At 38.2% G+C, this 26,332-nt stretch carries 22 protein-coding genes; 1 reads left to right on the forward strand and 21 read right to left on the reverse strand.

Features of this window, described 5'->3' with window-relative positions; genetic code table 11:
* Positions 1–56 precede the first annotated feature (56 nt).
* The 14 genes from speD to IC621_RS07630 form a co-directional block, all read right to left on the reverse strand.
* The gene (gene speD / locus IC621_RS07565) at positions 57–437 is read right to left on the reverse strand and encodes an adenosylmethionine decarboxylase (RefSeq protein WP_191157337.1); all 381 of its coding nucleotides are present in this window, start codon (positions 435–437) and stop codon (positions 57–59) included.
* A gap of 253 nt (positions 438–690) precedes the next feature.
* On the reverse strand, positions 691–1,713 hold the full coding sequence (locus tag IC621_RS07570; RefSeq protein ID WP_191157339.1) for a glyceraldehyde-3-phosphate dehydrogenase: 1,023 nt from the start codon (positions 1,711–1,713) through the stop codon (positions 691–693).
* Positions 1,714–1,859: 146 nt separating this feature from the next.
* Entirely contained in the window at positions 1,860–2,459 is a 600-nt protein-coding gene (gene coaE, locus IC621_RS07575; RefSeq protein ID WP_191157341.1) for a dephospho-CoA kinase, read from the reverse strand.
* Between the two features lie 16 nt (positions 2,460–2,475).
* On the reverse strand, positions 2,476–3,105 hold the full coding sequence (gene ytaF / locus IC621_RS07580; RefSeq protein WP_191157717.1) for a sporulation membrane protein YtaF: 630 nt from the start codon (positions 3,103–3,105) through the stop codon (positions 2,476–2,478).
* 190 nt (positions 3,106–3,295) lie between these two features.
* A complete protein-coding gene (mutM, locus tag IC621_RS07585; RefSeq protein WP_191157342.1) occupies positions 3,296–4,120 on the reverse strand; it encodes a DNA-formamidopyrimidine glycosylase in 825 nt (274 codons plus the stop codon).
* A gap of 150 nt (positions 4,121–4,270) precedes the next feature.
* Positions 4,271–6,901 (reverse strand): DNA polymerase I, encoded by a 2,631-nt coding sequence (polA, locus tag IC621_RS07590; protein ID WP_191157344.1) that lies wholly within the window; start codon positions 6,899–6,901, stop codon positions 4,271–4,273.
* A 423-nt stretch (positions 6,902–7,324) separates the two neighbouring features.
* Entirely contained in the window at positions 7,325–8,176 is an 852-nt protein-coding gene (locus IC621_RS07595; protein ID WP_224752391.1) for a CAP domain-containing protein, read from the reverse strand.
* Between the two features lie 358 nt (positions 8,177–8,534).
* Positions 8,535–10,295 (reverse strand): two-component system histidine kinase PnpS, encoded by a 1,761-nt coding sequence (gene pnpS, locus IC621_RS07600; RefSeq protein WP_191157346.1) that lies wholly within the window; start codon positions 10,293–10,295, stop codon positions 8,535–8,537.
* On the reverse strand, positions 10,288–11,010 hold the full coding sequence (locus IC621_RS07605) for a response regulator transcription factor (protein WP_191157348.1): 723 nt from the start codon (positions 11,008–11,010) through the stop codon (positions 10,288–10,290). The genes pnpS and IC621_RS07605 overlap by 8 nt, the downstream gene beginning before the upstream one ends.
* 351 nt (positions 11,011–11,361) lie before the next feature.
* Complete coding sequence (locus IC621_RS07610) at positions 11,362–11,838, reverse strand: MaoC/PaaZ C-terminal domain-containing protein (protein WP_191157350.1); 477 nt, start codon at positions 11,836–11,838, stop codon at positions 11,362–11,364.
* Positions 11,839–11,925: 87 nt separating this feature from the next.
* On the reverse strand, positions 11,926–12,870 hold the full coding sequence (gene mdh, locus IC621_RS07615; RefSeq protein WP_191157352.1) for a malate dehydrogenase: 945 nt from the start codon (positions 12,868–12,870) through the stop codon (positions 11,926–11,928).
* Positions 12,871–12,952: 82 nt separating this feature from the next.
* A complete protein-coding gene (gene icd, locus IC621_RS07620) occupies positions 12,953–14,227 on the reverse strand; it encodes an NADP-dependent isocitrate dehydrogenase (RefSeq protein ID WP_318153018.1) in 1,275 nt (424 codons plus the stop codon).
* Positions 14,228–14,396: 169 nt separating this feature from the next.
* A complete protein-coding gene (citZ, locus tag IC621_RS07625) occupies positions 14,397–15,515 on the reverse strand; it encodes a citrate synthase (protein WP_191157356.1) in 1,119 nt (372 codons plus the stop codon).
* Between the two features lie 406 nt (positions 15,516–15,921).
* Positions 15,922–16,383, reverse strand: a complete 462-nt coding sequence (locus tag IC621_RS07630) for a DUF441 domain-containing protein (protein WP_191157358.1) — start codon at positions 16,381–16,383, stop codon at positions 15,922–15,924.
* A 406-nt stretch (positions 16,384–16,789) separates the two neighbouring features.
* Between IC621_RS07630 and ytvI the strand changes: the two genes are divergently transcribed.
* On the forward strand, positions 16,790–17,905 hold the full coding sequence (gene ytvI / locus IC621_RS07635) for a sporulation integral membrane protein YtvI (protein WP_191157360.1): 1,116 nt from the start codon (positions 16,790–16,792) through the stop codon (positions 17,903–17,905).
* Positions 17,906–17,915: 10 nt separating this feature from the next.
* Here the strand turns inward: ytvI and IC621_RS07640 are convergent, their stop codons facing one another.
* The 7 genes from IC621_RS07640 to IC621_RS07670 form a co-directional block, all read right to left on the reverse strand.
* Positions 17,916–18,302, reverse strand: coding sequence for an FxsA family protein (locus IC621_RS07640; RefSeq protein WP_191157362.1), 387 nt, complete (start codon positions 18,300–18,302; stop codon positions 17,916–17,918).
* A gap of 190 nt (positions 18,303–18,492) precedes the next feature.
* Positions 18,493–20,253: a pyruvate kinase gene (pyk, locus tag IC621_RS07645; protein ID WP_191157364.1), complete on the reverse strand. Its 1,761-nt coding sequence runs from the start codon at positions 20,251–20,253 to the stop codon at positions 18,493–18,495.
* 540 nt (positions 20,254–20,793) lie between these two features.
* On the reverse strand, positions 20,794–21,753 hold the full coding sequence (gene pfkA, locus IC621_RS07650; protein WP_191157365.1) for a 6-phosphofructokinase: 960 nt from the start codon (positions 21,751–21,753) through the stop codon (positions 20,794–20,796).
* Positions 21,754–22,399: 646 nt separating this feature from the next.
* Positions 22,400–23,377 carry an acetyl-CoA carboxylase carboxyl transferase subunit alpha gene (gene accA / locus IC621_RS07655; RefSeq protein WP_191157367.1) on the reverse strand — a complete coding sequence of 326 codons (978 nt, stop codon included), beginning with the start codon at positions 23,375–23,377 and terminating at the stop codon, positions 22,400–22,402.
* Positions 23,371–24,234 (reverse strand): acetyl-CoA carboxylase, carboxyltransferase subunit beta, encoded by an 864-nt coding sequence (gene accD, locus IC621_RS07660; protein WP_191157369.1) that lies wholly within the window; start codon positions 24,232–24,234, stop codon positions 23,371–23,373. Before accD ends, accA begins: the two co-directional genes overlap by 7 nt.
* A gap of 126 nt (positions 24,235–24,360) precedes the next feature.
* Positions 24,361–24,981: a FadR/GntR family transcriptional regulator gene (locus tag IC621_RS07665; RefSeq protein ID WP_191157371.1), complete on the reverse strand. Its 621-nt coding sequence runs from the start codon at positions 24,979–24,981 to the stop codon at positions 24,361–24,363.
* Between the two features lie 10 nt (positions 24,982–24,991).
* Positions 24,992–26,227 carry an NAD(P)-dependent malic enzyme gene (locus tag IC621_RS07670; RefSeq protein WP_191157721.1) on the reverse strand — a complete coding sequence of 412 codons (1,236 nt, stop codon included), beginning with the start codon at positions 26,225–26,227 and terminating at the stop codon, positions 24,992–24,994.
* Positions 26,228–26,332 lie beyond the last annotated feature (105 nt).

Here is a 26,332-nt window from a genome sequence, read left to right on the forward strand (position 1 = left end):
CAGAAATCAAAAGAGGTGTGAATCAACTTCACACCTCTTTGTTATATTACAATCTATTAAAGTGCTTTTACTTGTGCTTGTTTAACATGAACTGGCCCCATTCCGCGCGGGATTTCAATATTCTCACGTGTTTGAGCTCCCAGTGATTCAGCAATGTGGTCAGCTGCGATATTCGGATTTAAATCCCCGCAGGTATAAACATCAATACTTGCATAGCCATGCTCAGGAAAACTGTGAATTGTTAGATGAGATTCAGAGATGATAACAACCCCGCTAACTCCTTGAGGTGCAAATTTATGAAAAGCGACCTCTCGCACTTCAGCACCTGATTTTAACGCAGCATTAACAAATGTTTTTTCAATAAACTCCATGTTATTCAACTTATCAAAATCACATCCCCATAATTCAGAGATTACGTGACGTCCCATAGTTTCCATTCATGGATCCCCCTTTTACAAAATATTCAACGAATGAACTCTTTGCATCATGGTATGGTTGACTACCACGGGGGAAAGTTAGTCCAAAGAGGTCCTAACCCTTTAAGTAGTTGCATTACCGTGCCAATAAGAAGTTCACGAAAAATAGTATACTTTGTTTAAGATTATTTTGCAATACACTTTTTTATTATCATAAAAAAAGGTACCAGGTACTCGCGGTTCCTGGAACCGCGAGTACCTGGTACCTGCGTAATTATACCGCAGACAGCCTTTCCATCTTAGCAGCTACATGCTTTGCTAAATCGACTACTCTGCAGGAATAACCCCACTCATTATCATACCAAGCAAGCACTTTTATCTTTGACCCTTCTATCACCATTGTAGACAATCCATCTATAATCGCCGAATGGGGATTTGTATTAAAGTCAATAGATACTAAAGGCTCTGTCGTATATTCAATGATGCCATACATGGAGCTGTTTGCTGCTAGCATAAACGCATGATTCACCTCTTCTACTGTTACTTCCCTCTTAACGTCTACCACCAAATCCACCAGCGACACGTTTGGAGTTGGAACTCTAAGAGCCATACCATGCAGTTTTCCTCTTAAGTGAGGTAAAACTAATGATAATGCTTTGGCTGCACCAGTAGTAGTAGGAATTATGGATTGAGCGCAAGCTCTGGCACGCCGTAGATCTTTGTGTGGATTATCAATATTTTTCTGGTCATTCGTGTAAGCATGAACCGTTGTCATCAGTCCATTTTCTATACCGAATTGCTCGTCTAATACTTTTACAACAGGAGCTAGACAGTTTGTCGTACATGAGGCATTTGAAATAATCATATGCTCTTCAAGATTAAGAACTTCCTCGTTCACACCCATTACAATTGTGACATCCTCATTTTTCCCCGGGGCTGTTAAAATAACTTTTTTTGCGCCTGCTTCAATATGTGCAATCGCTTTATCACGAGAATTAAATTTCCCAGTTGCCTCAATAACAATATCTATATCGAATTCTAGCCAAGGCAGAAGCCTTGGTTCGCGATTATTAAGCAATTTTATTTTCCTTCCGTTTACAATGAGGTGCTGTTCCTCTGCAATTACCTCACCATCAAACTTCCCATGATTTGTGTCATACTTTATTAAATGTGCTAACGTTTCAGCTGGGTAGCTGGCATTTATCGCAACGATATTTAGATTATCCTCGGTAATTGCTTTTCTAAAAACCATTCTTCCTATCCGTCCAAAACCATTAATTGCAATATTAGCCTTCATTATAGATCCCCTTTCAAACTATGTGTCATACTTATTTTCATTATTATATAATTAGTATATCACATTACCTTTAAAACGGAATCCTTAATCCGTCTTTTTCTGCAAATAAAATAAAAAATGCTATCTTTCTTTAAGAAAAATAGCATTTACAGCACATTCCATTTTATTAATTGTTCTTTTAGCTGCTTTTCAGACGAGCTGATTGTCCCGTTGTTATCGATAACTGCGTCGGCAAGCGGTACCTTTTCCTTTAAAGGCATTTGCGACTTAATTCGCAGCAGGGCATCCTCCTTTGATAAATGATTCCGGTTCATTAACCTTTTCAATTGGATAGCTTCATCAACATATACCAAAAGGATGACATCTGCAAAAGAGGTGAGTTTGCTTTCAAACAAAAGAGGGATGTCAAGAACAACAGCTGCTTCTTTATTCTTTATCGCCGCTCCCTTTTGCCTTAGCATTTCCTCTCTGACAGCAGGATGAACAATTTGGTTTAATTGCAGTCTTTTGTTTTCGTCTTTAAAAATAATTGAACCTAGTAATTCTCGATTAATAGATCCATCTCTTTGTATGATACCATCGCCGAAAGATGAGATAATTTGTTCATATGCAGGTTTGCCAATCTCCACGACTTCTCTGGAAATGAGGTCAGCATCAATAACTGGTATCTCTAGTTTTTGAAACATGGCAGATACAGTACTTTTTCCACTAGCTATTCCACCAGTCAATCCAATGACAAGTGTCATGAAAAGGGCCTCCTATCTATAATTTCCATATTCCTATCATAATCAGCAAAATTCCGGGCAAACAGGAAAACTTATCAATCCACATAAATTTCGATAGCCACCTTCCAGATTGGATGCCTATTAAGACAAAGACAGAACTCATGAATGCTACGGTTATACTCATGATCCATGGGGAATAACCGAGCATGGCTGCTCCAATCCCCGCTCCGAAAGCATCTAATGATAGCGCTAACCCTAAAAGCAGAGCTTCAATGCCGTTTATAACACCTGAATTATCAATGTCTGCAGCAGTCGGTTTTCTTAAGATATTAATAACAATACCTATAGACTTTATTTCCAGCTTAACAATTGTTTTTTCCTCATTATCAACTGTTTCTTGGGGCGGCTTGAAAAACTGATATAAAACCCAAGAGCCGATGAGAATTAAAATAAAACCTCCAATTTTATCTGTGATGGAAGGTGGTAACAGCAATGTTAATAGGTTGCCAAAGACCATTGCCAGGAGCATTGTAACCGCTGAACAGCATGCAATAATAAAGATTGACTTAAACGGAAGGCGAAGTTTTCTCAACCCGTATGTTAATCCAGCTGAAAAGCTGTCGAGACTTACCGCAAACGCTAATAATACTAGTGAGATCGTTTGAATCATTCCCCTGCCCCTTTCTCTTCTAGGTTGCTAACCCATTATATGAGGGGTGCCCAAAAGATGTTATTGCACAGGGTAAATATCCAATTTAATCCCACTCTTAAACGAGCAGTATGTCCTTAAAGGTCCAATTGGTTTAACTACCAATAAGTACGAGATGATAAAACCGGCACTGGTTAGAAGCTTTACATTATTTTTGGCAAGTGGAACAATAATGAGTTCCTCTTCCGCCAACCACGGTCTTTGTTAAAATGGAACCGCAATTTTTACATGGTTCATTTGTTCGTCCGTACACGAAAAGCTGCAGCTGAAACATCCCAATTTGCCCTTGGGAATTTATATAGGAACGAATCGTGCTCCCGCCTTGATTGACAGCTTCTTTTAAAGTAAAAATAATCTCTTGATGCAACAGCTCTAATTCTTGGCAAGATAATTGATTAGCAGGCCTTTCAGGGTGAATGCCTGCACGGAATAGAGCTTCATCGACATATATATTGCCAAGCCCAACCATCACCTTTTGATCTAAAAGAGCCGTTTTTATCATTCGATTTGTTCTCGACAGCTTCATTTTCAAGAAGTCTAACGTAAATTCTGGATCAAAGGGCTCTGGTCCAAGTTGTGATAAAGGGAGTACAGTGTCTTCTTCTCCCTTTTTATACAGATGCATCGTCCCAAACTTACGGACATCCTTATATCGAAGTTCTGTTCCATCGGTGAATTGAAAAATGACATGGGTATGTTTTTCTACCGGCTCAGACTCGCCAAAGAAGCCATACCGGCCTTCCATTCTTAAATGAGAAACAAGCACAAAATTATCTAAATAAAATTTCAAGAACTTTCCTCGGCGTCCAACATCTAAAATTCTTTGGCCAACTAGTGCATCCTGGAACTGCTCTATTTCCAAAGGATGTTTAATTATTTTGGGCCAATGTACAAATACATTTGCAATCACTTTATCTTTTACAAGTTCAACAAGAGTTTTTCTGACTGTTTCCACTTCTGGCAGCTCTGGCATCGAATACACATCCTTTATCTTTGGCTGTTTTCGCAAACTTTTCCGAAAAAAAGGACACAGACTAAAAGCTTCTTCTTCTGTGTCCCAACTTATGGGCCTTCGATTAACCTTGAGTATAGAGAAGAACCATCTACTGACGGAAATTTAACTTTATTTCGCATCATACCATGAAGGTCCATAAGAATAGTCCACTTTAAGTGGGACGTTTAATTTTACTGCATTCTCCATTACTTCTGGTACAAGCTTTTCCAGTTTTTCAATTTCATCCTTCGGTGCTTCAAAAATTAATTCATCATGGACTTGGAGTAATAATTTCGATTTTAATTTCTGTTTTTCCAATTGTTCTGCCATGTCTATCATAGCTTTTTTGATGATGTCTGCAGCACTTCCTTGTATAGGTGTGTTCATCGCTGTTCTTTCAGCAAAGCTTCGAAGATTAAAGTTTCTGCTCGTAATCTCAGGAATGTATCTGCGGCGATGCAGAAGTGTTTTTACAAAACCATTCTGCTTCGCTTCCTGAACAATATCTTCCATATATTCTTTTACACCCTCAAAGCTTTCAAGATATCGTTTAATAAACTCACCTGCTTCACTGCGGGTAATACCAAGACTTTGAGATAAGCCATAATCACTTATCCCATATACAATACCGAAATTAACGGCTTTCGCCTGCCTTCTCATATTGGAAGTAACTTCTTCTTTTTTGACACCAAAGACATCCATCGCCGTTTTTGTATGAACATCCATATCATTTTTGAATGCTTCCATCAGATTTTTATCCTCAGCAATATGAGCTAGAACTCTAAGTTCAATTTGCGAATAATCTGCTGCGAATATGACCCAATCTTCTTTTGAAGGAATAAAAGCTTGGCGAATTTTTCTGCCTTCTTCAAGCCGGATCGGTATATTTTGCAAATTCGGGTCTGTTGAGCTTAAGCGGCCAGTTTGAGTGAGTGCCTGTTGGAAACGCGTGTGAACTTTATTTGTATCCTGATGAATAACTTTTAAAAGCCCTTCAATATAAGTAGATTGGAGCTTCCCAAGCTGACGGTAGTGCAGGATTTGTTCTACAATCTCATGTTTTTCAGCCAGTTTTTCCAATACATCGGCAGAAGTTGAATAGCCTGTTTTGGTTTTCTTGATGACAGGCAAACCTAATCTATCAAATAAAATGACACCTAGCTGCTTAGGTGAGTTAATATTAAACTTCTCACCAGCGAGCTCATGGATCTTTTCTTCCAGCTTTGTCAGCTGCTCAGCAAGGCTTTGCCCCATATCCTTTAATTTTTGCAGATCAACCTTTACACCTGTCGCTTCCATATCTGCTAAAATCACCGCCAAGGGCATTTCTAATTCATAAAACAGCTCTCGCTGTTCATTTTTTTCTAATTCTTTATCAAGTTTATCCTTCAATTGAGATAATGCTATTCCTTTTCGTACTAAATGCTCGCTTAGGCCCTCTACACCTGGAATCTTCTGCTTAGCACCTTTTCCATAAACTGCTTCATCTGTTTGCACGAGAGTAACCTGTTGTGCTTTTGCTGCGCTTGCTACATCGTCAAACGAAGCAGAAGGATTAATAATATAAGAGGCAATTAAGACATCAAACTCCACCCCTTCTAAACAAACATCTTGCCATCTAAGAGAAACAATTGACTTCTTTCCATCAAAAACAATCTTTTTCTTAGTTTCATTTGCTGCCCACTCTTTAAACTTTTCTGAGCCAAAAGCAAGCTCGGTTGGAACATAATAGTTCCCATTTTCATTAACGATTGCGAGTCCAATTATTTCACCGCTATGATAACTGCTATCAGGCATTTCAACGACAAGTGCAGATTCTTCAGCCAGCATATCATTCGTAATTTCTTCCGCAATTTCATAGGTAATATTTTCAAAGGTCTGCAGCTCTTCATCAGGCTCCTCACCTATTTTATCAAGAAGAGAATTAAATCCTAATTCTTTGAACACACCTGCAACACTTTTCACTTCATAGCCGTTGTATTCAATATCAGGAAGGTCTATTTCAATTGGAGCCTCACAGTTGATTGTTGCCAGCTCCTTACTCATAATCGCCAGATCTTTGTTTTCTTCTAATTTTTCTTTTAATTTTTTTCCGTTTACCTTGTCAATAGACTCAATCAGCCCCTCAACTGTTTCATATTCCTTTAGTAATTTAATGGCTGTTTTTTCCCCGACACCCGGAACTCCGGGAATATTGTCTGAACTATCTCCCATTAAACCTTTCATGTCAATGATCTGCTCAGGGTTTATTCCATATTTATCTTTAATAAAGGCGGGAGTATATGAATCCACATCAGTAATTCCTTTTTTTGTAATATCAACTGTTACATTTTTAGTTGCAAGCTGAGTGAGATCCTTGTCTCCTGAAATAACTTTTACATTAAAACCATCTGCCTCTGCTTTTTTTGAAAGCGTGCCAATGATGTCATCTGCTTCATAATTTTCCAGCTCATACCTTGAAACATTGTAGGCATCCAGGAGCTCTCTAATGAAGGGAAATTGCTCGGATAATTCGGGTGGAGTTTTTTGTCTCCCTCCCTTATATTCTTTGTATGTACTATGCCTAAACGTTGTTTTTCCTGCATCAAATGCAACTAGGATATGGGAAGGTTGTTCTTCTTCCAAAATTTTCATTAAAATCATCGTAAATCCATAAATCGCATTTGTATGTACACCTTTGTCATTATTTAATAGTGGCAATGCAAAAAAAGCACGATAGGCGATACTATTTCCATCTATAAGTACTAATTTTTTTGTCACGGGGGTAGACCTCCTAAACTGTCAAAAGAATGTTGAATCCTCCTTTATTCTATCAAAGTATGGACCGTATGGAAAATATGGGCTCTTAGGGAAAGGGTGATATCGAAATGAAGGTAAGGGCGTTTTGAAGTGGTCTGACTGGCACAAAATACAACTATCTGAGAAGAATGCTGCTTGCAGGCATAACGCTTGGAGAGGAGTCAATAGATATCCATACAACGCAATTACGAGGGTTTCTAAATTAATTACTTGGCTTTCCATATTATTTTATTTACCCGGCATTGAAATAGTTGCACATTCAAAGGGCCAATGGCGCTCGGAGATAGACAATGATACCACTCTTTATCACGTTCATACTTTAATTAACTTAAACATTCTTACCTGACAACAAAAAGAAACCGGCTTTGCCGGTTTCAATTTACTTTATTTTCCTATAAACATTTGGGTCCAGTAATGACCATCTTGTGTGTATCCAATTCCAATATGAGTAAAATCTCCGTTTAGAATATTTTCACGGTGTCCTTGACTTTTCATCCAAGCATCTACAACTTCTTCAGGACTTTGTTGTCCTTGAGCAATATTTTCGCCTGCCGTTTGATAATCCTCACCATGATTTTGCATCATCTCAAACGGGGATCCATGAGTAGGGCTGTTATGAGAAAAATAGTTATTCTTCTTCATATCATCAGATTTTTTTTGAGCAACATTTGCTAAAGAATTATCCGCAGATAAGGGAGATAAGCCATTTTTCTTTCTTTCAGCATTCGTTAGATCAATCACTTGTTTCTCAGCTGCATCCATGTTCTGCCCTTCATTAGGTTGCTGCTCCTGCCCTTGACCCTGTTCTGGTGCTTGCCCTTGACCCGGCTGTTGGTTTGGTAATTGTCCCTGGCCTTGATCAGGGGTTTGGTCTGGCTGCCCGTCAGGTAGTTGATCAGGTGCTTGATCAGGAGCCGGCATTTGTGTTTCTGGTTCCTGTTGACCTGGAATTCGCTGCTGTATATCCCCTTGTAAAAAATTGTTTGGAACTTGCCCATTTTGCTGATTTTGATTCATTTGAAAGCCAATATTTCGTGTATTGTTACTCGGTGTATCCGTATGATACCCATTTTTTTCAACAGTTAAATAACCATTATTGACCTTCTTTATTTGATCGGTTTTCGCTTGATCATCTCTCGTTGTATCAAGGGCTGTATCATTATTAGCACACCCTGTAATAAAACTTGTTACCAACAAGGGGATGACAGCAAAAAGAAAAGGGTTACTTTTTTTCATTTCATCATTCTCCTTAGATAGTTATTCTTCAACAACTTTAGTTTGTCTGATCTAAACAAAAGAATGATTGGAAATAAAGTGAAACTTCTATCATTAAAGTTCTTCATTCGCATTAATTGGACTTAACGAGCATTGATTCTTCCTTTACTGCCATCCGATGGCGGTCGGAGCTGGACAACGCTAATTAACTTTAATGCGGTAATACTTTAATCAATTTAACTTCTGAAACAACAAAAAAAGGGACAAGAACACGAAGTTCTCGTCCTAAAGATTGGCTCCTTGGATGAAGGGGTTTTCACTAATTATATTAACAGCACTTTTTTAAGCTAGCATAAAGTGTATGTAAATTAAATGTAAACTAATCTTCATTCAAGAACTTTTTTAGTAAAACAGTGAAGGTTGTGCCTTGTCCAACACTGCTATTTACCATAATTTTCCCTTTATGTGCTTCAATTAAATGTTTAACAATAGCTAAACCTAAACCCGTTCCCCCCGAGTTACGACTTCTCGCTTTGTCAACACGATAAAAGCGTTCAAAGATTCTTGGAACTTCATCTTCTCTTATCCCTATTCCTGTATCTGATACCTCAATTTTAGCTTCATCACTTTCACTAGTAACGCTAATGGTAACTGATCCGCCTTTTGGCGTATAAGCGATGCCATTGTTTATCAAATTAATAAAAATTTGCTTCAATCGATGGATATCACCATGGATAATGACTTCTTTCATTTTGATATTTAAAATAAGCTCTACTTCTTTTTGGTCAGCTTTGTGTTGAAGCATAAGAACAACTTCTTCAAGTAATTCAGGTAAATCTAGTTTATGTATATTTAACTCAAACCCTTGTTGCTCAATTTTTGAAAGATCTAACAAATCTTGAATTAAAGATTGTAGACGATCACTTTCTTTTAAAATAATCGATAAAAATGATTCCAAAGTTTTCCTATCATCCATTGCCCCATCCAATAATGTTTCAGAAAAGCCCTTTATTGAAGTAATAGGTGTTTTTAGCTCATGGGACACGTTTGCCACAAAATCTTTTCTCATTTGTTCCAATTTTTTCAGCTCCGTAATATCATGAAAAACTAGAACAATCCCTTTCCATTCGTCATTAATCCCAATAATAGGCGCTCCATATATTTCAAAGTGCCGTCTCTCAATCTCCAATGGAATGTGAAGCTGTTTTCTTACTTTTACCTCTGTCATAAAAATTTCTTCTACAATCTCAATGATTTCAGAATGCTCAAATGCATCATAATAAATTTTAAATAGCAGATCACCTGCATGTACACCAAATGTTTCTTTAAAAGCGCGGTTTATTAAATTTATATAGCCTCTTCCATCTATTAAAATCAAACCGCTTCCCATATTTTCAATTAATGTTTGCAGACGATCTTGCTGCATTTCTTGCGCTCTTGTCATATCCTGAAGATTTCTGGCTAAAATATTTATGGATTGACTCAGCATCCCAGTTTCATCTAAATGGTCTTCATAGGTCCTTGCTTTATAATTTCCTTTTGCCAGTTCTATTGCTACTTTTGTGGCAGACTCAATTGGCCTTGTATATTGCGACGTGATCCTTACACCAAGTAGCAGGATCAATACAAGTGCAAGCCCAAGACTCGCTATCAAAACACCCCATATTTGCTGGTTGGTTTTCATAATCGATTCTACCGGAGAACTAGCGAGTAAAAAACCCTCGTGCTCATTTCCATTTAAAATAGGGAACCCGTAATAGAATACCTTTTCATCCTCTTCTACAATTTCAAAGCCTCTTTTTCGATCTGGGTATTCCTTCAAAACTTTATTTATTAATCTTTCATCATTATGTTTAAAGTTGCCAGCTTTTTGTAATATGTCCCCTTCTGAGTTAATCACTGTTAAATGTGAATTTAGTGTTTCGCTTGCTTCCTCCAAAATAGGCTCAAGTTCTTTAGATTGAATCCCCTTGTCCTTTATTATAATACTAATTAGTTTTACCTCTTTTGCCATTCTGTCTTTAAACGTATTAATATAAAAACTATTGAAAATTTGTCCTAATAATAATCCAAGACCTACTAGAACGGAAATAATAAGTGTGATTAGTGCAAATAGTAAACGGGAACGAAACTTATTCATTCATTTTGGGCTCCTCAAGCTTATAACCTAAGCCCCGGATCGTTTTTATATAAACAGGTTTTTTTGTATTTCTCTCTATCTTATCTCTTAAATGGCTGATATGGACATCAACAATTCTTGTATCACCTGCAAAGTCGTAATTCCAAACAGCACTCAAAAGCTGATCTCTTGTTAATACCCTGCCTTTGTTTTTTGCTAAATAAACTAAAAGCTCAAACTCTTTAGGTGTTAAATCTAACCGCTCTTTTTCAAAATAGGCTTCATAATGTTCAGGAAGAATTTTCAAATCCCCAATAATTATTCTTTCAGAAATATCAATTTCTTCCCCAGATTCATTTTGTGATGAAGTAACCGTTCTTCTTAAAATAGCCTTCACACGAGCGACAACCTCTCTTGGACTGAAAGGCTTTGTCATATAGTCATCTGCACCAAGCTCAAGTCCGAGCACTTTATCAAACTCATCATCTTTAGCAGTTAACATTAGGATAGGAATTAAAACCTTCCGCTGACGCAGTTGCTTACATACATCAATGCCATCCAAATTAGGAAGCATTAAATCCAGCACCATGAGATCAGGTGTTTCCTCAATTGCTTTTGCAATCCCTTCTTCTCCATCCATTGCAGTTACTACCTGGTAACCAGCTTGCTCTAAATTATATTGCAACAAAGTAACAATAGATTGTTCATCATCAACAACTAAAATCTTTTTACTCATATATGCCTCCAGAAAATTTTTTTCCCAACCATCATCTTTCGAAAACCAATCGATCTAATTTCTTTATAATTCTATTCTACCGAATGCAACTTCCTTCGACAATTTTTTCTTATGTTTTGTTAATTTTACAGAAAAAATCCATCCGGTACCAGGTACCGGAATAAGAAAAGCGCAAGCGTCTTGGTCAGCCTAGGGCAAGCTAAGACGCAAATGAAATGAAGGTGTTTATTTGCGGCTTATGACCTCGCCAGGCTAGGCGCTGGAGCTAGACACGAAAACTTGGTACAAAATCATTCTTATCTTTCTAAAAAAACCTGATACCTCAAAAAAGGTAACAGGTTTTGATGATATTTAAAAATTATCTAATGCATCCCCATCTTTGCATTCTATTTGACATGGTGGCTGTACTGTGAGTGATCCTTTTATGACCTGCTCTTTCTGTTCATTTAGAGCAACTAGTTCAATAATAATAATATTTTGATCTTGATCAACTTCTTTTACTTCAAACTGATATTCAACCATAGTATAATGAAAAATCGGTTTTAGAAATGCAAGATTTTGCTCTAAAATATAACTCCCTGGGCCAGGTAAATATTTTGAGACAGCTGAACAAATAATTCCTGTTAGCATGATTGCCGGGACTACTGGCTTTTTATACGGAGTAAGTGAGGCATAATTATGTTGAATATAAAGAGGATTTGCATCATCGGTTAAACCTAGGTAAAGAAGCAAGTCCTTATCCTCAATTTTTTCTGTTAATGTTAACGTCTCGCCTGTTGTTATTTCCCCAATTTGGCGACCTAGTTTTCTTTTTTTGCCTAATAGCATGTAAAGCTCACCTCTAATTGTAATCGCTTACATATCTATTTATAAGTAATGGGGCCCAGCTGCCTGAACCCCAGTAAAGTTTTAAAATTAATTAGAAGATAATACTTTCATGACATTTTTAACAGATTCAGCAGATTTTTCAAGTGCTGATTTTTCATCTTCTGTTAATTCTAATTCAATGATTTGCTCTAAACCATTTCCACCAAGAATGGTCGGAACTCCTAAATAAATTCCATCAAAACCGTATTCTCCTTCTAGATATACGATTGCCGGAATTACACGGCGCTGATCTTTAAGGATAGCTTCTGCCATTTCTACTAGGGAAGCAGCAGGAGCATAATAAGCTGATCCATTACCTAATAAGTTTACAATCTCGCCGCCGCCTTTGCGTGTTCTTTCCACAATAGCTTCTAAGCGGTCTTTAGGAATTAATGTTTCAAGAGGAATTCCGCCGGCATAAGAGTAACGTACTAAAGGAACCATATCATCCCCATGTCCGCCCAACACAAAACCTGTTACATCTTTAACTGAAAGATTTAATTCCTGTGCAACAAATGTACGGAATCGAGCTGTATCAAGTACACCTGATTGTCCAATTACACGATGTTTTGGAAATCCTGATTCTTTAAATACTGTATAGGTCATCGCATCTACTGGATTCGTTAATACGACAATTGTACAATCTGGTGAGTATTTCACAATTTCTTTTGTAACACTGCGCATAATTTTTTCGTTCGTTTGGACGAGATCATCACGGCTCATACCAGGTTTTCTAGCAATTCCCGCTGTAATAACGACAATATCAGACTCGGCAGTATCTTCATAATTTGATGTGCCTGTAATATTAGCATCAAAGCCTTGAACAGGGCTTGCTTCAAGCATATCCAGTGCCTTCCCTTTTGTTGGGTTTTCCATTTGAGGAATATCAACAATGACTACATCAGATAGTTCCTTTTGCGCTAAAAGAAAAGCCGTTGTTGCACCAGTAAAACCAGCACCAATAACTGAAACCTTTTTACGTCTATTTCCCATTTATTACATCCCCTTAGTCTTATATGTACTCATATAAAGGGCTGTTTATTAGAAACAGCCCTTGTTTGCCTTAAATTACGGATTACCCCATGTTCTTAATTAGTTCGTCCCCAAATTCAGAACATCTCACTTCAGTAGCGCCGTCCATTAAACGAGCGAAATCATAAGTTACAACTTTAGACTCGATTGTTTTTTCTACAGATTTAATAACAAGCTCTGCAGCTTCATTCCATCCTAAATGTTCAAGCATTAAAACACCTGAAAGAAGGACAGATGAAGGGTTTACTTTATCAAGACCTGCGTATTTAGGAGCTGTTCCATGAGTTGCTTCAAAAATTGCATGCCCTGTTTCATAGTTAATGTTTGCACCAGGTGCAATACCGATTCCACCTACTTGAGCAGCAAGTGCATCTGAAATATAGTCTCCGTTTAAGTTCATTGTTGCCACAACATCGAACTCACGAGGACGAGTCAAGATTTGCTGCAAGAAAATATCTGCAATCGAATCTTTCACAATGATTTTCCCAGCTGCTTCTGCATCGGATTGAGCTTTGTTTGCAGCATCTTTGCCGTCATTTTCAACAATTCTATCATATTCTGCCCATGTGAATACTTTATCGCCGAATTCCTCTTCAGCTAGTTCATAGCCCCAGTTTTTAAAAGCTCCTTCTGTAAACTTCATGATGTTGCCTTTATGAACTAAAGTTACGGACTTGCGACCATGCTCAATTGCATAGTTAATCGCAGCTCTTACTAAACGCTTTGTACCCTCTGAAGAAACAGGCTTAATTCCGATTCCTGATGTTTCAGGGAACCTGATTTTGTTAACACCCATTTCGTTTTTCAGGAATTGAATAAGCTTTTGAACTTCTTCAGAGCCTTCTGCATATTCAATACCCGCATAAATATCTTCCGTATTCTCACGGAAAATTACCATATCCGTATCTTCAGGACGTTTAACAGGTGAAGGCACTCCTGTAAAATAACGAACTGGACGTAAACAAGTGAACAGATCCAATTCTTGGCGGAGTGCTACATTTAAAGAACGAATTCCTCCGCCTACTGGTGTTGTTAAAGGACCTTTAATGGCAATAAAATATTCACGGATCACGTCTAATGTTTCTGATGGAAGCCACTCGCCAGTTTGGTTGTAAGCTTTCTCACCAGCTAATACTTCTTTCCACACAATTTTCTTTTCACCATTATAAGCTTTTTCTACAGCTGCTTCTATTACACGAGAGGCTGCAGCCCAAATATCAGGACCGATGCCATCTCCTTCAATATAAGGAACAACTGGTTGATTTGGAACGTTTAGAACTCCGTCTTTTACAGAAATTTTTTCTCCTTGTGTCACGATAAATACCTCCTGAAATTATGTAATAAAGTTTGCTAATACTCCGATTCATCATTAGCATGTCCAATTCGCAAAGTCGGACAAGATAGTTCCCTTTCCTTCTTTCAAACCCAATTGAAAGAGGTTAACATAAAGGATCGTTAACCTCACCCTACCTCACTTCTGCCCGCTTTTACCCGCGTTCGCTTATAGGTACGTAAGCCTGCAAGTCAGGACCAGTGTAATCTGCGCGTGGTCTGATTAGGCGGTTGTTCTCATATTGTTCGAGGATATGAGCAAGCCAACCTGATACACGGCTCACAGCAAAGATCGGAGTAAACAAATCATGATCAATACCTAAGCTGTGATAAACAGAAGCCGAGTAGAAATCAACATTTGGAGGAAGAGGTTTTTCTGATGTCACAATCTCTTCAATTTTAACAGACATTTCGTACCATTTCGACTCATTTGTTAAGTTGGTTAATTTTTCTGACATTTTTCGCAAATGTTTTGCACGAGGATCTCCTTGTTGATACACTCTGTGCCCGAATCCCATGATCTTTTCTTTGTTTGCGAGCTTTTCTCTAATATATTCCTCAGCATTTTCAACTTCCCCAATATCCGATAGCATTTTCATTACTGCTTCGTTAGCGCCCCCATGTAATGGACCCTTGAGAGCACCGATTGCTGCAGTAACACCAGAATAGACGTCAGATAAGGTTGCCACACATACTCTTGCGGTAAAAGTTGATGCATTTAATTCATGATCTGCATGCAGAACAAGCGCTTTGTTAAATGCTTCTACTTCGATTGGTGATGGGTCTTTCCCTTTTAACATATAAAGGAAGTTTTCCGCGAATCCAAAATCTGCCTTAGGTTCAACGGGCTCTAGTCCTTTTCTAATTCGAGCAAATGCTGTTACTAATGAAGGAAGCTTGGCTTGAAGGCGAATCGCTTTTCGATAATTTGCCTCAGTTTCCATTACATCTGCTTCTTCATCGAACAATCCTAACAATGAAATAGCTGTCCGTATTGCCGCCATAGGGTGAACACTATTAACAGGTATAAATTTAAAATGATCAATCACTTCTTTTGGAAGAGTCGCATTTTCCGCTAACTGTTCTTTAATTTCTTTTAACTCTGACTTTGTCGGCAGTTTACGATGCCATAGCAAATAGATGACCTCTTCAAAACTAGCATTTTCTGCTAAGTCATCAATATTATATCCGACATATGTAAGTGTGTCGTCAATAATCGAACTTACGGAGGATGTAGTTGCAACTACCCCTTCAAGACCTCGTGTTGTTGTCATAATTTTCTCTCCTTTACGTAATGTAATCCCCTATACAGGTTATCATTTCAATTGAATAAAAGGAAGGAATGTACAGAAGATCCTTTCTATTTTTACTAATTTGAGGTGACCTGAGCGCATGCTCAATTAAGAAGCATTTAAATTTTTCTTACTTATTTAAAAGAAAATGCTTACATTTTTAGTTAATGAAATAGTCACAAAGAAGGGAATGAAACATTGTGACCTTCATGCTGAGAATGGGGCTATTAACTAACCCATTTTCATTATAAACAATTATCAGATTTTTGTGAATGGAAAGGATCGGATTAAATTAAATTTGTTAGAAAAATGATATTTTAAGAGAAAATACTTCTTTTACTCTGTCTTGTTTCTTTCCCATATTCTTATGTTAACTTAAAAAGTTATATTACGCAAAATATTTAATTACTTGCATGGCCAAATAAGCAATTCCTGCTCCGATTAATGGTCCTACTGCAACTCCATTAAATAAAGCAACAGCCAAAATAGTACCAAATACTAATGCAGTAGTTATATGAGGATCTTCCGAAAGCAAGGTTAAACCATTTTTAGCGATAAGGGCCACTACTATTCCTGCCCCTAAGGCAATCCATGCATAAAAAGATCTCATTGCCTCGCCAAGCTGTTTAAATCCTATGTCTCCAGTCGCAATCGGAACTAGTACGGCAATTGTAATAACAGTAACACCCCAATTAATTCCTTTTGACTGAAGAGCAGGAAAAATCTTTGAATCAAGCCCTACTGCCTTAATAATTAATAAAACGGCAACCGCAACGATAAGCGACTGGTTTTTCGCGATAAGCCCGATACCTAATAAGACTACTAAAAACAATGTAGCTTGTGAAAACATTCCTTTTTACGTCCCTTCTAATAAGTTCTCAAATTTGTTAGATTCCATTGGGTGGGAACAGAACCACACCTTCATAGCATAAAACTAAATCTTCTTTCAGTGAGGTGTTTTAGCTCGGAAAATATGTTAGTAACCTTCTGCAAAAGAATGCCGGTAAGTCCCTGTCTAAGAAACCCATAACGGTCCTAAAGATCATCCAGACGAAAACATCAGGAAGATGTGCTCTTAAGTGTGTTCCTTTTTTCCGTATTTTTATGGGATGTTTATCCTACTCTTTTGAAAAGTGGTTTTACTTGCCTTAAAGAGCGTGATAAAAAGACCTTTTCGAGATTCTTCCATTCTAAATATAAATTACGAGAGTAGAATATAAAGAAGCTAAAAATTGTCGTTAAAAGGAGGAAAAGCTTTGTCTCTTCAATTCCTATACCGTATTTTAAGAGGACTATTTATCATAGCTGTCGTGGTCAGTCTTTTTCTCCTTGTTTATTTTCTTTCAAGTCTGACCTACCCTTTTATTATTGCGCTAATACTTTCTTTTATGATAAACCCATTAGTCAACCTTCTTGAAAAGTGCCATCTTCCACGAAGTATAGCTGTTTTTCTCGTGTTAACCGGAGTTGTTGCAATCCTAGCTGGATTGCTGACTTTATTGATAGCCGAAATTGTTAGTGGGACAACCTATTTGGCATCAGTCGTCCCCACACATTTTAAAACACTTGTTTATTATATTGAAACTCTTTTTGCAAACCAAATAATACCTTTTTATGATCAAATGACAAGCTTATTTCAAAACCTTGGTGCAGGTCAGCAAGAGACAATCTTATCGAATATTGAACATATTAGTGAGCGTATTTCAACAAGTGTCGGGGAGTTCATTAAACATTTCTTAGAAAATATTCCTGTCATATTCAGTTGGATACCCAATGCTGCCACTGTCATCGTTTTTTCATTATTAGCTACATTTTTTATTAGCAATGATTGGTATAAACTAAAAAGATTTTTTTCAAAAATACTTAACAAGAAGGCAAAGGTGAGCGGACAAACAGTACTCACAGAATTAAAAAAAGCGTTGTTTGGTTTTTTAAAAGCTCAAGTAACGTTGATTTCTATTACCACTTTTATTGTTTGTATCGGTCTGCTCCTATTAAGAGTAGAGTATGCCTTAACAATTGCCTTACTTATTGGCTTAGTTGATTTACTACCTTACGTTGGAACTGGGTTGATCTTTGTTCCATGGATCATTTATTTAGCTTTAAGCGGTCATATCAAGCTCGCCATTGGACTTGGTATTTTATATCTAATTGTCATCGTCCAAAGGCAAATAATGGAACCAAAGGTACTCTCGACCTCTATTGGGCTTGATCCTTTAGCAACACTTATTTCATTGTTTGTTGGGTTTAAACTGATTGGATTTCTTGGACTCCTTGCCGGTCCCATTGTATTGGTTATCATTAATGCCTTAGTAAAAGCAGGCATCATATCAGATATTTGGAACTTTATATTAGGAAAAAAAACCGCTTAACAGCGGTTTTTCAGCGAATAATTGTTATTCTGTTATTGTAGATCCATTTTCTGATAAGGCGTTGAATAAACGGCTTTACGAATTTTCTTGTTGGTGGAATTAATAAAAAGAAACCGATGGTATCAGTCACAAAGCCGGGAGTTAACAGTAAAACCCCGCCAATTAAAATACAAAGGCCATCTATAACAGAATCTCCAGGAAGCTCACCTGTTCTCATTTTTTCCTGTGCCTTTCTTAATGTTTCTAATCCCTGTTGTTTGGCTAATGCAGCTCCTACAATACCAGTTAAAATGATAAGTAAAATAGTCGGCAAAACTCCAAACGTATTCCCAGATAAAACAAGCAGTCCAATTTCGATAGCTGGTACAATAATTAGAATGAACAAGAGGATACGCATGTAATCCACCTCTAGCATTATTAGTCTTGTTATTAGTATATGTTAAACGACAAAAAAAGAGAAGGAAAAGCACCTTCTCTTTTGGTTCACGTTTAAAGAATAGCAACCCTGTATTGGATTGTGTATGAATGCCTAGCTTTCATAACATGCCCGATTTCTTAGGCTGTTCAAGGCCTCCTGCTTTTCTTTCTTACAGCACGCTTGCGTGGCCTTTATAAATAGCACCTCGTGTCCCGTCTACTGTAATCTCCATATCATCTTCAAGTAAAGAAGTTGCCCCTTCAACACCTACGATCACTGGGATACCCAGGCTTAAACCGACCACAGCTGCGTGGCTTGTTAGGCCGCCTTCTTCTGTAATAAGAGCAGAAGCCTTTTCTAGAGCCTGAATCATATCACGATCTGTATTTCTTGATACTAGAATAGAGCCTTGAGTCATTTTTTGCTCAGCTTCTATTGCAGTATTGGCAATCACTACTTTACCAAATGCCGACTTCCGGCCAATACCTTGGCCTTTTGCAATTACGTCACCTACAACATATACTTTCAACAGGTTTGTAGTGCCAGCTTCCCCTATCGGAACACCTGCAGTAATAATAATAAGATCTCCGTGCTTTACAAGGCCGCTTTCAAGTGAACGTTGAACAGAGCTTTCCAGCACCTCATCTGTTGAGTTGGCTTTTTGGCCATTCACAGCTTCTACTCCCCATACTAATGCAAGCTTTCTTGATACAGCTTCACATGCAGTTACAGCTACGATAGGCGCTTTAGGTCGATATTTCGAAATCATTTTGGCCGTATAGCCACTTTCAGTTGGAGCGACAATAGCGGATGCACTTAAATTAATCGCTGTATGAGCAACAGACTGACCGATTGCATCTGTAATTGACATTCCGGCTAATTGGCTGTGCATAGAGAGAATTTGTTTATAATCAAGGGCTTGTTCTGCACGAGAAGCAATATTGTGCATTGTTTGTACTGCCTCGACAGGATAAGTACCGGCAGCAGTTTCTCCTGAAAGCATAATAGCATCAGTACCATCAAGGATGGCATTTGCTACATCGCTTGCTTCAGCGCGTGTAGGACGAGGATTGCGCTGCATGCTATCCAGCATTTGGGTCGCTGTAATAACAGGCTTGCCAAGTGCATTACATTTCTTAATAAGCTCTTTTTGAACAAGTGGAACCTCTTCAGCAGGAATTTCTACACCTAAGTCACCACGAGCCACCATTAAGCCATCGGAAACCTCAAGAATTTCGTCGAGGTTATCAACACCTTCTTGGTTTTCAATTTTTGGTATAATTTGGATATCAGATGCTTTATACTCTTCTAAAAGCTCGCGAATTTCAAGGACATCTGAAGCACGCCTTACAAAGGATGCAGCTATAAAATCTACTCCTTGCTCAATACCAAAGATAATATCCTTAGCATCTTTTTCTGTCATTCCAGGAAGGTTCACACTAACTCCAGGAACATTTACACCTTTTTTATTTTTCAATGTGCCGCTATTTAAGATTTTTGTTTTAATTTCACTCTTAGACTTATCAATTTCAATAACCTCTAAGCCAATTAATCCGTCATCCAAAAGAATAGTCGACCCTTTGTGAACATCATCAATTAACCCGCTATATGTAACCGAGAATTTTTCAGAGGTTCCCACAACCTCATCCATTGCTACGATAATTTCCGAGCCGGCAACTAATTCAAGCGCCCCGTTTTCCATTGTATTTGTACGGATTTCAGGCCCCTTTGTGTCTAATAGAATGGCAACATTTTTACCAAGTTTCTTTGAAGCTTCACGAATGTTTTTAATTCTTGCTCCGTGTTCTTCAAAATCACCATGCGAAAAATTTAACCTTGCTACATTCATACCCGCTTCCATCAATTGAGTCAGCTTTTCCACGCTTTCACTTGCAGGACCAATAGTACAGACAATTTTAGTTTTACGCATTCGTTTTTCCTCCTAATTTCTTTATCCTATTCTGGCAGACGAAAAACCCCCACTGGTGGAAGTTTAGCTTTATGAAAACGCTTTTTCAAAAAATTTGTTGCTATTTCGAAAAGCGCAAGGCTTTATTCCTTCGGAGACAAGCACTTGGGCGATCCGGCATGAAGGTTGTTCTTTAACCTTCTTCACGAATTGGCTTACGACCTTCGGACCGATGGCACTCAGAGCTGTAATGACAACTCACCTTAACACAGCTGCACTTTAATCACCTTAAACTCCTCTGACACTTAAAAAGAAAAGCCCAATTCGAGCCTCCCAAAAAGGCTTGTATTGCCTATTGAGAGGAATGGCTTGTACCTTTAAGAATTGGGATAGACCCTTTTAGCTAGGGCAATCCTAAGACAAAGGATATGATATCACTTCCATGGATAAGATACCTCCTAAAGGAAAGAGGCCAAGACTTGAAGCAACCATCGATTCACCGATTACCATTTCATGTAAGCAATGCTCGCTTTGACTGGGAGACTATGAAATCGATCCCTTTTAGATCGATAATTCTTTAGATAATAAATACATCGATTGATCAACTGTATGCTTTTGTTCTAAAATTTCTAGAATATCGTGGTCAACAAGCTTATTGTTCTGAATACCTACACAACGGCCGCCTTTGCCTTCTAACAGCAATTCAACCGCATAAGCACCTAAACGACTTGCAAGCACTCTATCAGCAGCTGTTGGCGAGCCGCCTCTTTGGATATGACCTAACACAGATACTCTTGTTTCGAGCTGTGTTGCCTCTTCAATTTTTTTCCCAAATTCCACTCCACTGCCAACACCTTCAGCTACGATTATGATACTGTGTTTTTTACCGCGTTCATGTCCTCTTTTTAAACGACTGATGATTTCATCCATATCATAATCTGCTTCTGGGATTAAAATCGTCTCCGCGCCTCCTGCAAGACCGGACCAAAGAGCTAGATCTCCAGCATGTCTTCCCATTACTTCGATAACATATGTACGTTCATGAGAGGTAGCCGTATCACGGATTTTATCAATAGCATCAATCACGGTATTTAAAGCAGTATCAAAGCCGATTGTAAAATCTGTTCCTGGGATGTCATTATCAATCGTTCCGGGAACTCCTATACAAGGGAAGCCATGCTCAGTTAACTTTTTTGCACCCATGTATGAACCGTCTCCGCCTACGACAACCAAGCCTTCAATTCCATGTTCCTTTAATTGCTTAATTCCTTTTTGTCTTCCTTCTACTGTTTTGAACTCAGGGCAACGAGCTGTATAAAGCTTAGTACCTCCGCGGTGAATAATATCACCAACTGAACCAAGTTCAAGTTTTTCAATATTTCCTGCAATTAAACCAGTATATCCACCATAAACTCCATAAACCTCAACATTATGGTAGATAGCCTTTCGAACAACTGCACGAACGGCTGCATTCATTCCTGGTGAATCTCCGCCGCTTGTTAACACACCAATTCGTTTCATCCTTCTCACCTCAAATAGGTAGTATGTAAGTGTAATAAATAGGTCTTTTTCGCAGACTTTGTTGCTTTAATTAAGTGAAGTTTCTTGCAGAGCAAAGGGGCGATCACAAATTCGATTCTCATAAAAAGGCTTGTACTCCCTTTTTGGGTAATCGACCTGAGCTAAGTCTTATCATTCCCGAGAATATATCTCTTGCAGGAAGATGTCAGGTGTGATCCTTGAAGCAAACAGCGAATGACTGATTGCATTTGGATATCAGCAACACTCTATTAGAATAGAACCTATCAATCCCATGATGTATATATTGAAAGAAAATAGCCCGGTCATAACAAATATTCCTTTAGACCAAACCCATTATACAATAAAATAAAGTTTTTTGGAGCATTTGTGCAAAAATTCACGAAACCTAAAACCTTTCCTTTTTTTCACAGTGTACGATCGTTTGTTTAAAGTCATAAAATAAAAGCAGACTGACTCAGTAGTATAGCACCTAATTCATTCTCTCTTTCTTCGAATAGGATTCTTCTTGAAGTGAGAGAATGATTTGATCATGGCACTATATGGAGTCAGTCAATAAATTAAAGCTTCCATCAGCGGGAATTATACTTTTGACCCGCCCCCAAGTTTAAAGAAATCAGTATGGTATTTATTTTACCCCAAGAAGATCATCAGCAAACGAAATTTTCCCGATCTGCTTGTATTTGTTATATCTATGTTGGACTAATGATGTACTGTCCAACTTACTTAGTTCAGATAAAGAAGCTTGAAGTCTCTCGCCAATCTTTACTGCTTGACCATCAACATCACGATGGGCACCGCCTCGTACTTCTGGGACAATTTCATCTATGACTCCTAACTGCTTTAAATCAGGTGCTGTAATTTTCATCGTTTCAGCTGCTTTTTTCGCTAAAGAAGCATCTTTCCAAAGCAATGCAGCTGCCCCTTCAGGAGAAATGACTGAATAAGTGGAGTTCTCAAGCATGTGAAGGTGGTTCCCTACACCTAATCCTAATGCTCCCCCGCTTCCTCCTTCTCCAATAACAATGCAAACCACAGGAACAGTAAGACCTGCCATTTCAAAAAGGTTTTTTGCAATAGCTTCACTCTGTCCTCTTTCTTCAGCAGCTTTTCCGGGATAAGCCCCTTTTGTATCGATAAAGCATATAATCGGACGCTGAAATTTATCAGCTTGTTTCATTAAACGCAGAGCTTTTCGATATCCTTCTGGATGCGGCATCCCAAAATTTCTGTGGATATTCTCTTTCGTATCTTTTCCTCGTTGATGACCAACCACTGTCACTGGGACGCCATTAAACTTTGCGATTCCGCCAATGATCGCAGCATCATCTCCGAAATAACGATCACCATGCACTTCGAGAAAATCTGTGAACAATCGTTCTATATAATCAAGGGTTGTCGGCCTGCTTGGATGCCTCGCAATCTGGACTCTATCCCATGGCTGAATATTCGTATAAATTTCTTTTTCCAGTTTTTCTAATCTTCCTTCAAGCTTTTGAATTTCAGAAGAAAGATCAACATCAGCATTCTTTGTAAACTCTTTTAACTCACTGATTTTTTTTCTAAGCTCAATGACTGGTTTTTCGAATTCTAACTCACCTACCACTGCTTTCCACCTCCCGGCTGGTGAACATCGAGGATCGTTGTCAACACCTCTTTTAAGTCATGTCGATTTACAACCTTGTCAAGCTGACCATGCTTTAAAAGGAATTCAGCTGTTTGAAAATCCTCAGGTAACTCTTCTCTGATTGTTTGTTCAATGATTCTTCTTCCTGCAAAACCAATTAGTGCACCAGGCTCTGCAAGATTATAATCTCCTAAGGATGCAAAGCTTGCAGATACGCCTCCTGTTGTAGGATGGGTCATAACGGATATAATTAACCCTTTTTGTTCACTGAACAGCTTTAAACTTGAGCTTGTTTTGGCCATTTGCATGAGGCTTAAAACTCCCTCTTGCATTCTCGCTCCGCCAGATGCTGTAAAAATAATAAATGGTACTTTCATCTCTCCGGCACGTTCAATAGCACGGGTGATTTTCTCACCTACTACTGATCCCATACTGCCCATTCGAAAGCTTGAGTCCATTACGGCAATCACTGTTTTAAAGCCATCAATTGTACCATGACCTGTAATGACCGCTTCGTTCATTTTCGTTTTTTTTCGGTCCTTTTCAAGCTTTTCCAAGTAACCTGGAAACTCAAGTGGGTTTTCTGACAGCATTTCCTTGTCAAATTCATTAAAAGAACGTTCATCAAACAAGCTTTTTATCCGCTCTTTAGCTGTCATTTGCAAATGATAACTGCAGCTCATGCACACTCTTAGGTTTTTATTTAATTCTTTTGTGAGCATGATCTTTTTGCAGTTAGGACATTTAGTCATAATTCCTTCCGGTACATCGTGTTTTGCTTGTTCTGACGGAACCGACGCATATTTTTTCTTTTTTGAAAATAAGTCCTTTAGCAAGATAATACCTCCCTAATCTATGAAGGTTTGTCATTCTGAGAATAATTGCAATATACATAGTATTACTAGAATGATGAAAAAATGGTACTTAGAATTAGGCTTTAAATTGGAAATAATTTTATTTTACTAATCAATATTGACTTTTAAACACAAATTGATATAAGCCTTGTTTGCTTCTTCTTGATTTTTGTTAAGCAACGCATCTGTTAAATGATCAAAGTTTTTTTGAGCAGTTTGCGGAAGCTTTGGAACGACAACTTTCAAATACTCGTTCAATACGATCCATACTCTTAATAGCAAATAGTTATCAGCAATTGTTAATAGTTCTGCCATAAATTCTCTATATTCAAACTCATGAGAGTGAAGTTTTTTCTTTAATAGCTTTATTTGCTTACATTTGTCTTTCGTTAAAATGAGTTGAATGGCGTTTTTTTCTAAAAGCTCATTCATTTCCAGCAGATCAGCTTTTGCGTTGGTATCTTGAAGGATAAATGTACCGAGAAGATCGACCAAATGATGATCCTTAAAATCTTTAATAAATGTACCTTCGCCCCGTCTTGTTTCGATGATTCCCAGCAGCTCAAGTGCACGGAAAGCCTCGCGAACCGATGATCTTCCAACCGTCAGGCGTTCTGCTAATTCCCGTTCTGAAGGAATTTTATCGCCAGCCTTCAGCCCGTCGTGTTCAATAATTTCTCTAATTTGCTTTAATATTTGTTCGTACACTTTAGACTGAGAAGAGGACACAGGCTCTCACTCACTTTTCTTCAATGATTGCTAACCTTCTAGTTTTCTCCGCTATTTCTTCGGGATCAACTTTAATCCGGGCAACACCGGTTTCCATTGCAGCCTTCGCCACTGCAGCAGCAACAGCCGGAGCAACTCTTGAATCAAAAGGAGCAGGGATTACGTAATCATCTCTGAGTTCCTCCTCAGAGATTAAGGATGCAATGGCTTCAACAGCAGCAATTTTCATCTGCTCATTAATATGAGTAGCACGAACATCCAGTGCACCTCTAAAAATTCCTGGGAAAGCAAGAACATTGTTTACCTGATTTGGAAAATCCGATCTGCCTGTCCCAATGACGCTGGCTCCAGCTGCTTTTGCTTCTTCAGGCATGATTTCAGGTACAGGGTTAGCCATCGCAAAAATAATTGCCCCATCATTCATCGTGGAAACCATTTCTTTTGTTAAAGCTCCTTCGACTGACACTCCGATAAATACATCTGCACCTTTGATCACATCGGAAAGAGAACCATCAATCCTTTTATGATTCGTGAACTTCGCCACTTCAGATTTTACATTATTCATTCCAAATGGGCGTCCATCATAAATAGCACCCTTTGAATCACACATTATGATATCTCTTACACCATAACGGTATAATAATTTAATAATGGCGATTCCGGCTGCACCAGCGCCATTTGCGACTACTTTTATGTTTGCCATTGGCTTGTTGACCAGTTTTAGAGCATTCACAAGACCAGCAACTGTTACAATCGCCGTTCCGTGCTGGTCGTCATGAAAAATAGGGATGTTTGTCTCTTTTTTAAGCCTTTCCTCAACTACAAAGCAGTTGGGAGCCGCGATATCTTCAAGATTTACTCCTCCAAAAGTTGGTTCAAGAAGCTTTACAGTTTCTATAATCTTATCTACATCAGTTGTATTTAAACAAATTGGAAAAGCGTCTACTCCAGCAAAGCTTTTGAATAATACCGCTTTCCCCTCCATCACAGGCAAGGCAGCTTCAGGACCTATATTTCCAAGGCCAAGAACTGCCGTACCGTCTGAAACAACTGCTACCATATTTCCTTTCATTGTATAGTCATATACTTTGTTTCTATCATCGTAGATTGCTTTACACGGCTCGGCTACCCCAGGAGAATATGCAAGGCTTAAATCATCAGCATTTCGAACAGGAACCTTTGATTTTGATTCCAATTTCCCTTTATTAATTCGATGGATATGTAAAGCTTCTTCACGTAAAGACATCATCTTTCACTCCTTAAGGTTCCTTCATAGAATTTGGTGGTCTGGCCACTTTTAGTCATTATAAAACTATAACACAACTTTCCTTGTAGTAAAATGATATATTAA

Source organism: Metabacillus arenae (assembly GCF_014773385.1).
GTDB lineage: Bacteria > Bacillota > Bacilli > Bacillales > Bacillaceae > Metabacillus_D > Metabacillus_D arenae.

Excerpts from the sequence above, each read along its gene's own strand:
- IC621_RS07610 (WP_191157350.1), bottom strand. The coding sequence starts at position 11,838 with ATGCTATTAGGCAAAAAAAGAAAACTAGGTCGCCAAATTGGGGAAATA.
- coaE (WP_191157341.1), bottom strand. The coding sequence starts at position 2,459 with ATGACACTTGTCATTGGATTGACTGGTGGAATAGCTAGTGGAAAAAGT.
- IC621_RS07570 (WP_191157339.1), bottom strand. The coding sequence starts at position 1,713 with ATGAAGGCTAATATTGCAATTAATGGTTTTGGACGGATAGGAAGAATG.
- IC621_RS07670 (WP_191157721.1), bottom strand. The coding sequence starts at position 26,227 with ATGTCTTTACGTGAAGAAGCTTTACATATCCATCGAATTAATAAAGGG.
- citZ (WP_191157356.1), bottom strand. The coding sequence starts at position 15,515 with ATGACAACAACACGAGGTCTTGAAGGGGTAGTTGCAACTACATCCTCC.
- IC621_RS07605 (WP_191157348.1), bottom strand. The coding sequence starts at position 11,010 with ATGAGTAAAAAGATTTTAGTTGTTGATGATGAACAATCTATTGTTACT.
- mdh (WP_191157352.1), bottom strand. The coding sequence starts at position 12,870 with ATGGGAAATAGACGTAAAAAGGTTTCAGTTATTGGTGCTGGTTTTACT.
- mutM (WP_191157342.1), bottom strand. The coding sequence starts at position 4,120 with ATGCCAGAGCTGCCAGAAGTGGAAACAGTCAGAAAAACTCTTGTTGAA.
- IC621_RS07630 (WP_191157358.1), bottom strand. The coding sequence starts at position 16,383 with ATGTTTTCACAAGCTACATTGTTTTTAGTAGTCTTATTAGGTATCGGG.
- IC621_RS07640 (WP_191157362.1), bottom strand. The coding sequence starts at position 18,302 with ATGCGTATCCTCTTGTTCATTCTAATTATTGTACCAGCTATCGAAATT.
- pfkA (WP_191157365.1), bottom strand. The coding sequence starts at position 21,753 with ATGAAACGAATTGGTGTGTTAACAAGCGGCGGAGATTCACCAGGAATG.
- pnpS (WP_191157346.1), bottom strand. The coding sequence starts at position 10,295 with ATGAATAAGTTTCGTTCCCGTTTACTATTTGCACTAATCACACTTATT.
- pyk (WP_191157364.1), bottom strand. The coding sequence starts at position 20,253 with ATGCGTAAAACTAAAATTGTCTGTACTATTGGTCCTGCAAGTGAAAGC.
- speD (WP_191157337.1), bottom strand. The coding sequence starts at position 437 with ATGGAAACTATGGGACGTCACGTAATCTCTGAATTATGGGGATGTGAT.
- IC621_RS07595 (WP_224752391.1), bottom strand. The coding sequence starts at position 8,176 with ATGAAAAAAAGTAACCCTTTTCTTTTTGCTGTCATCCCCTTGTTGGTA.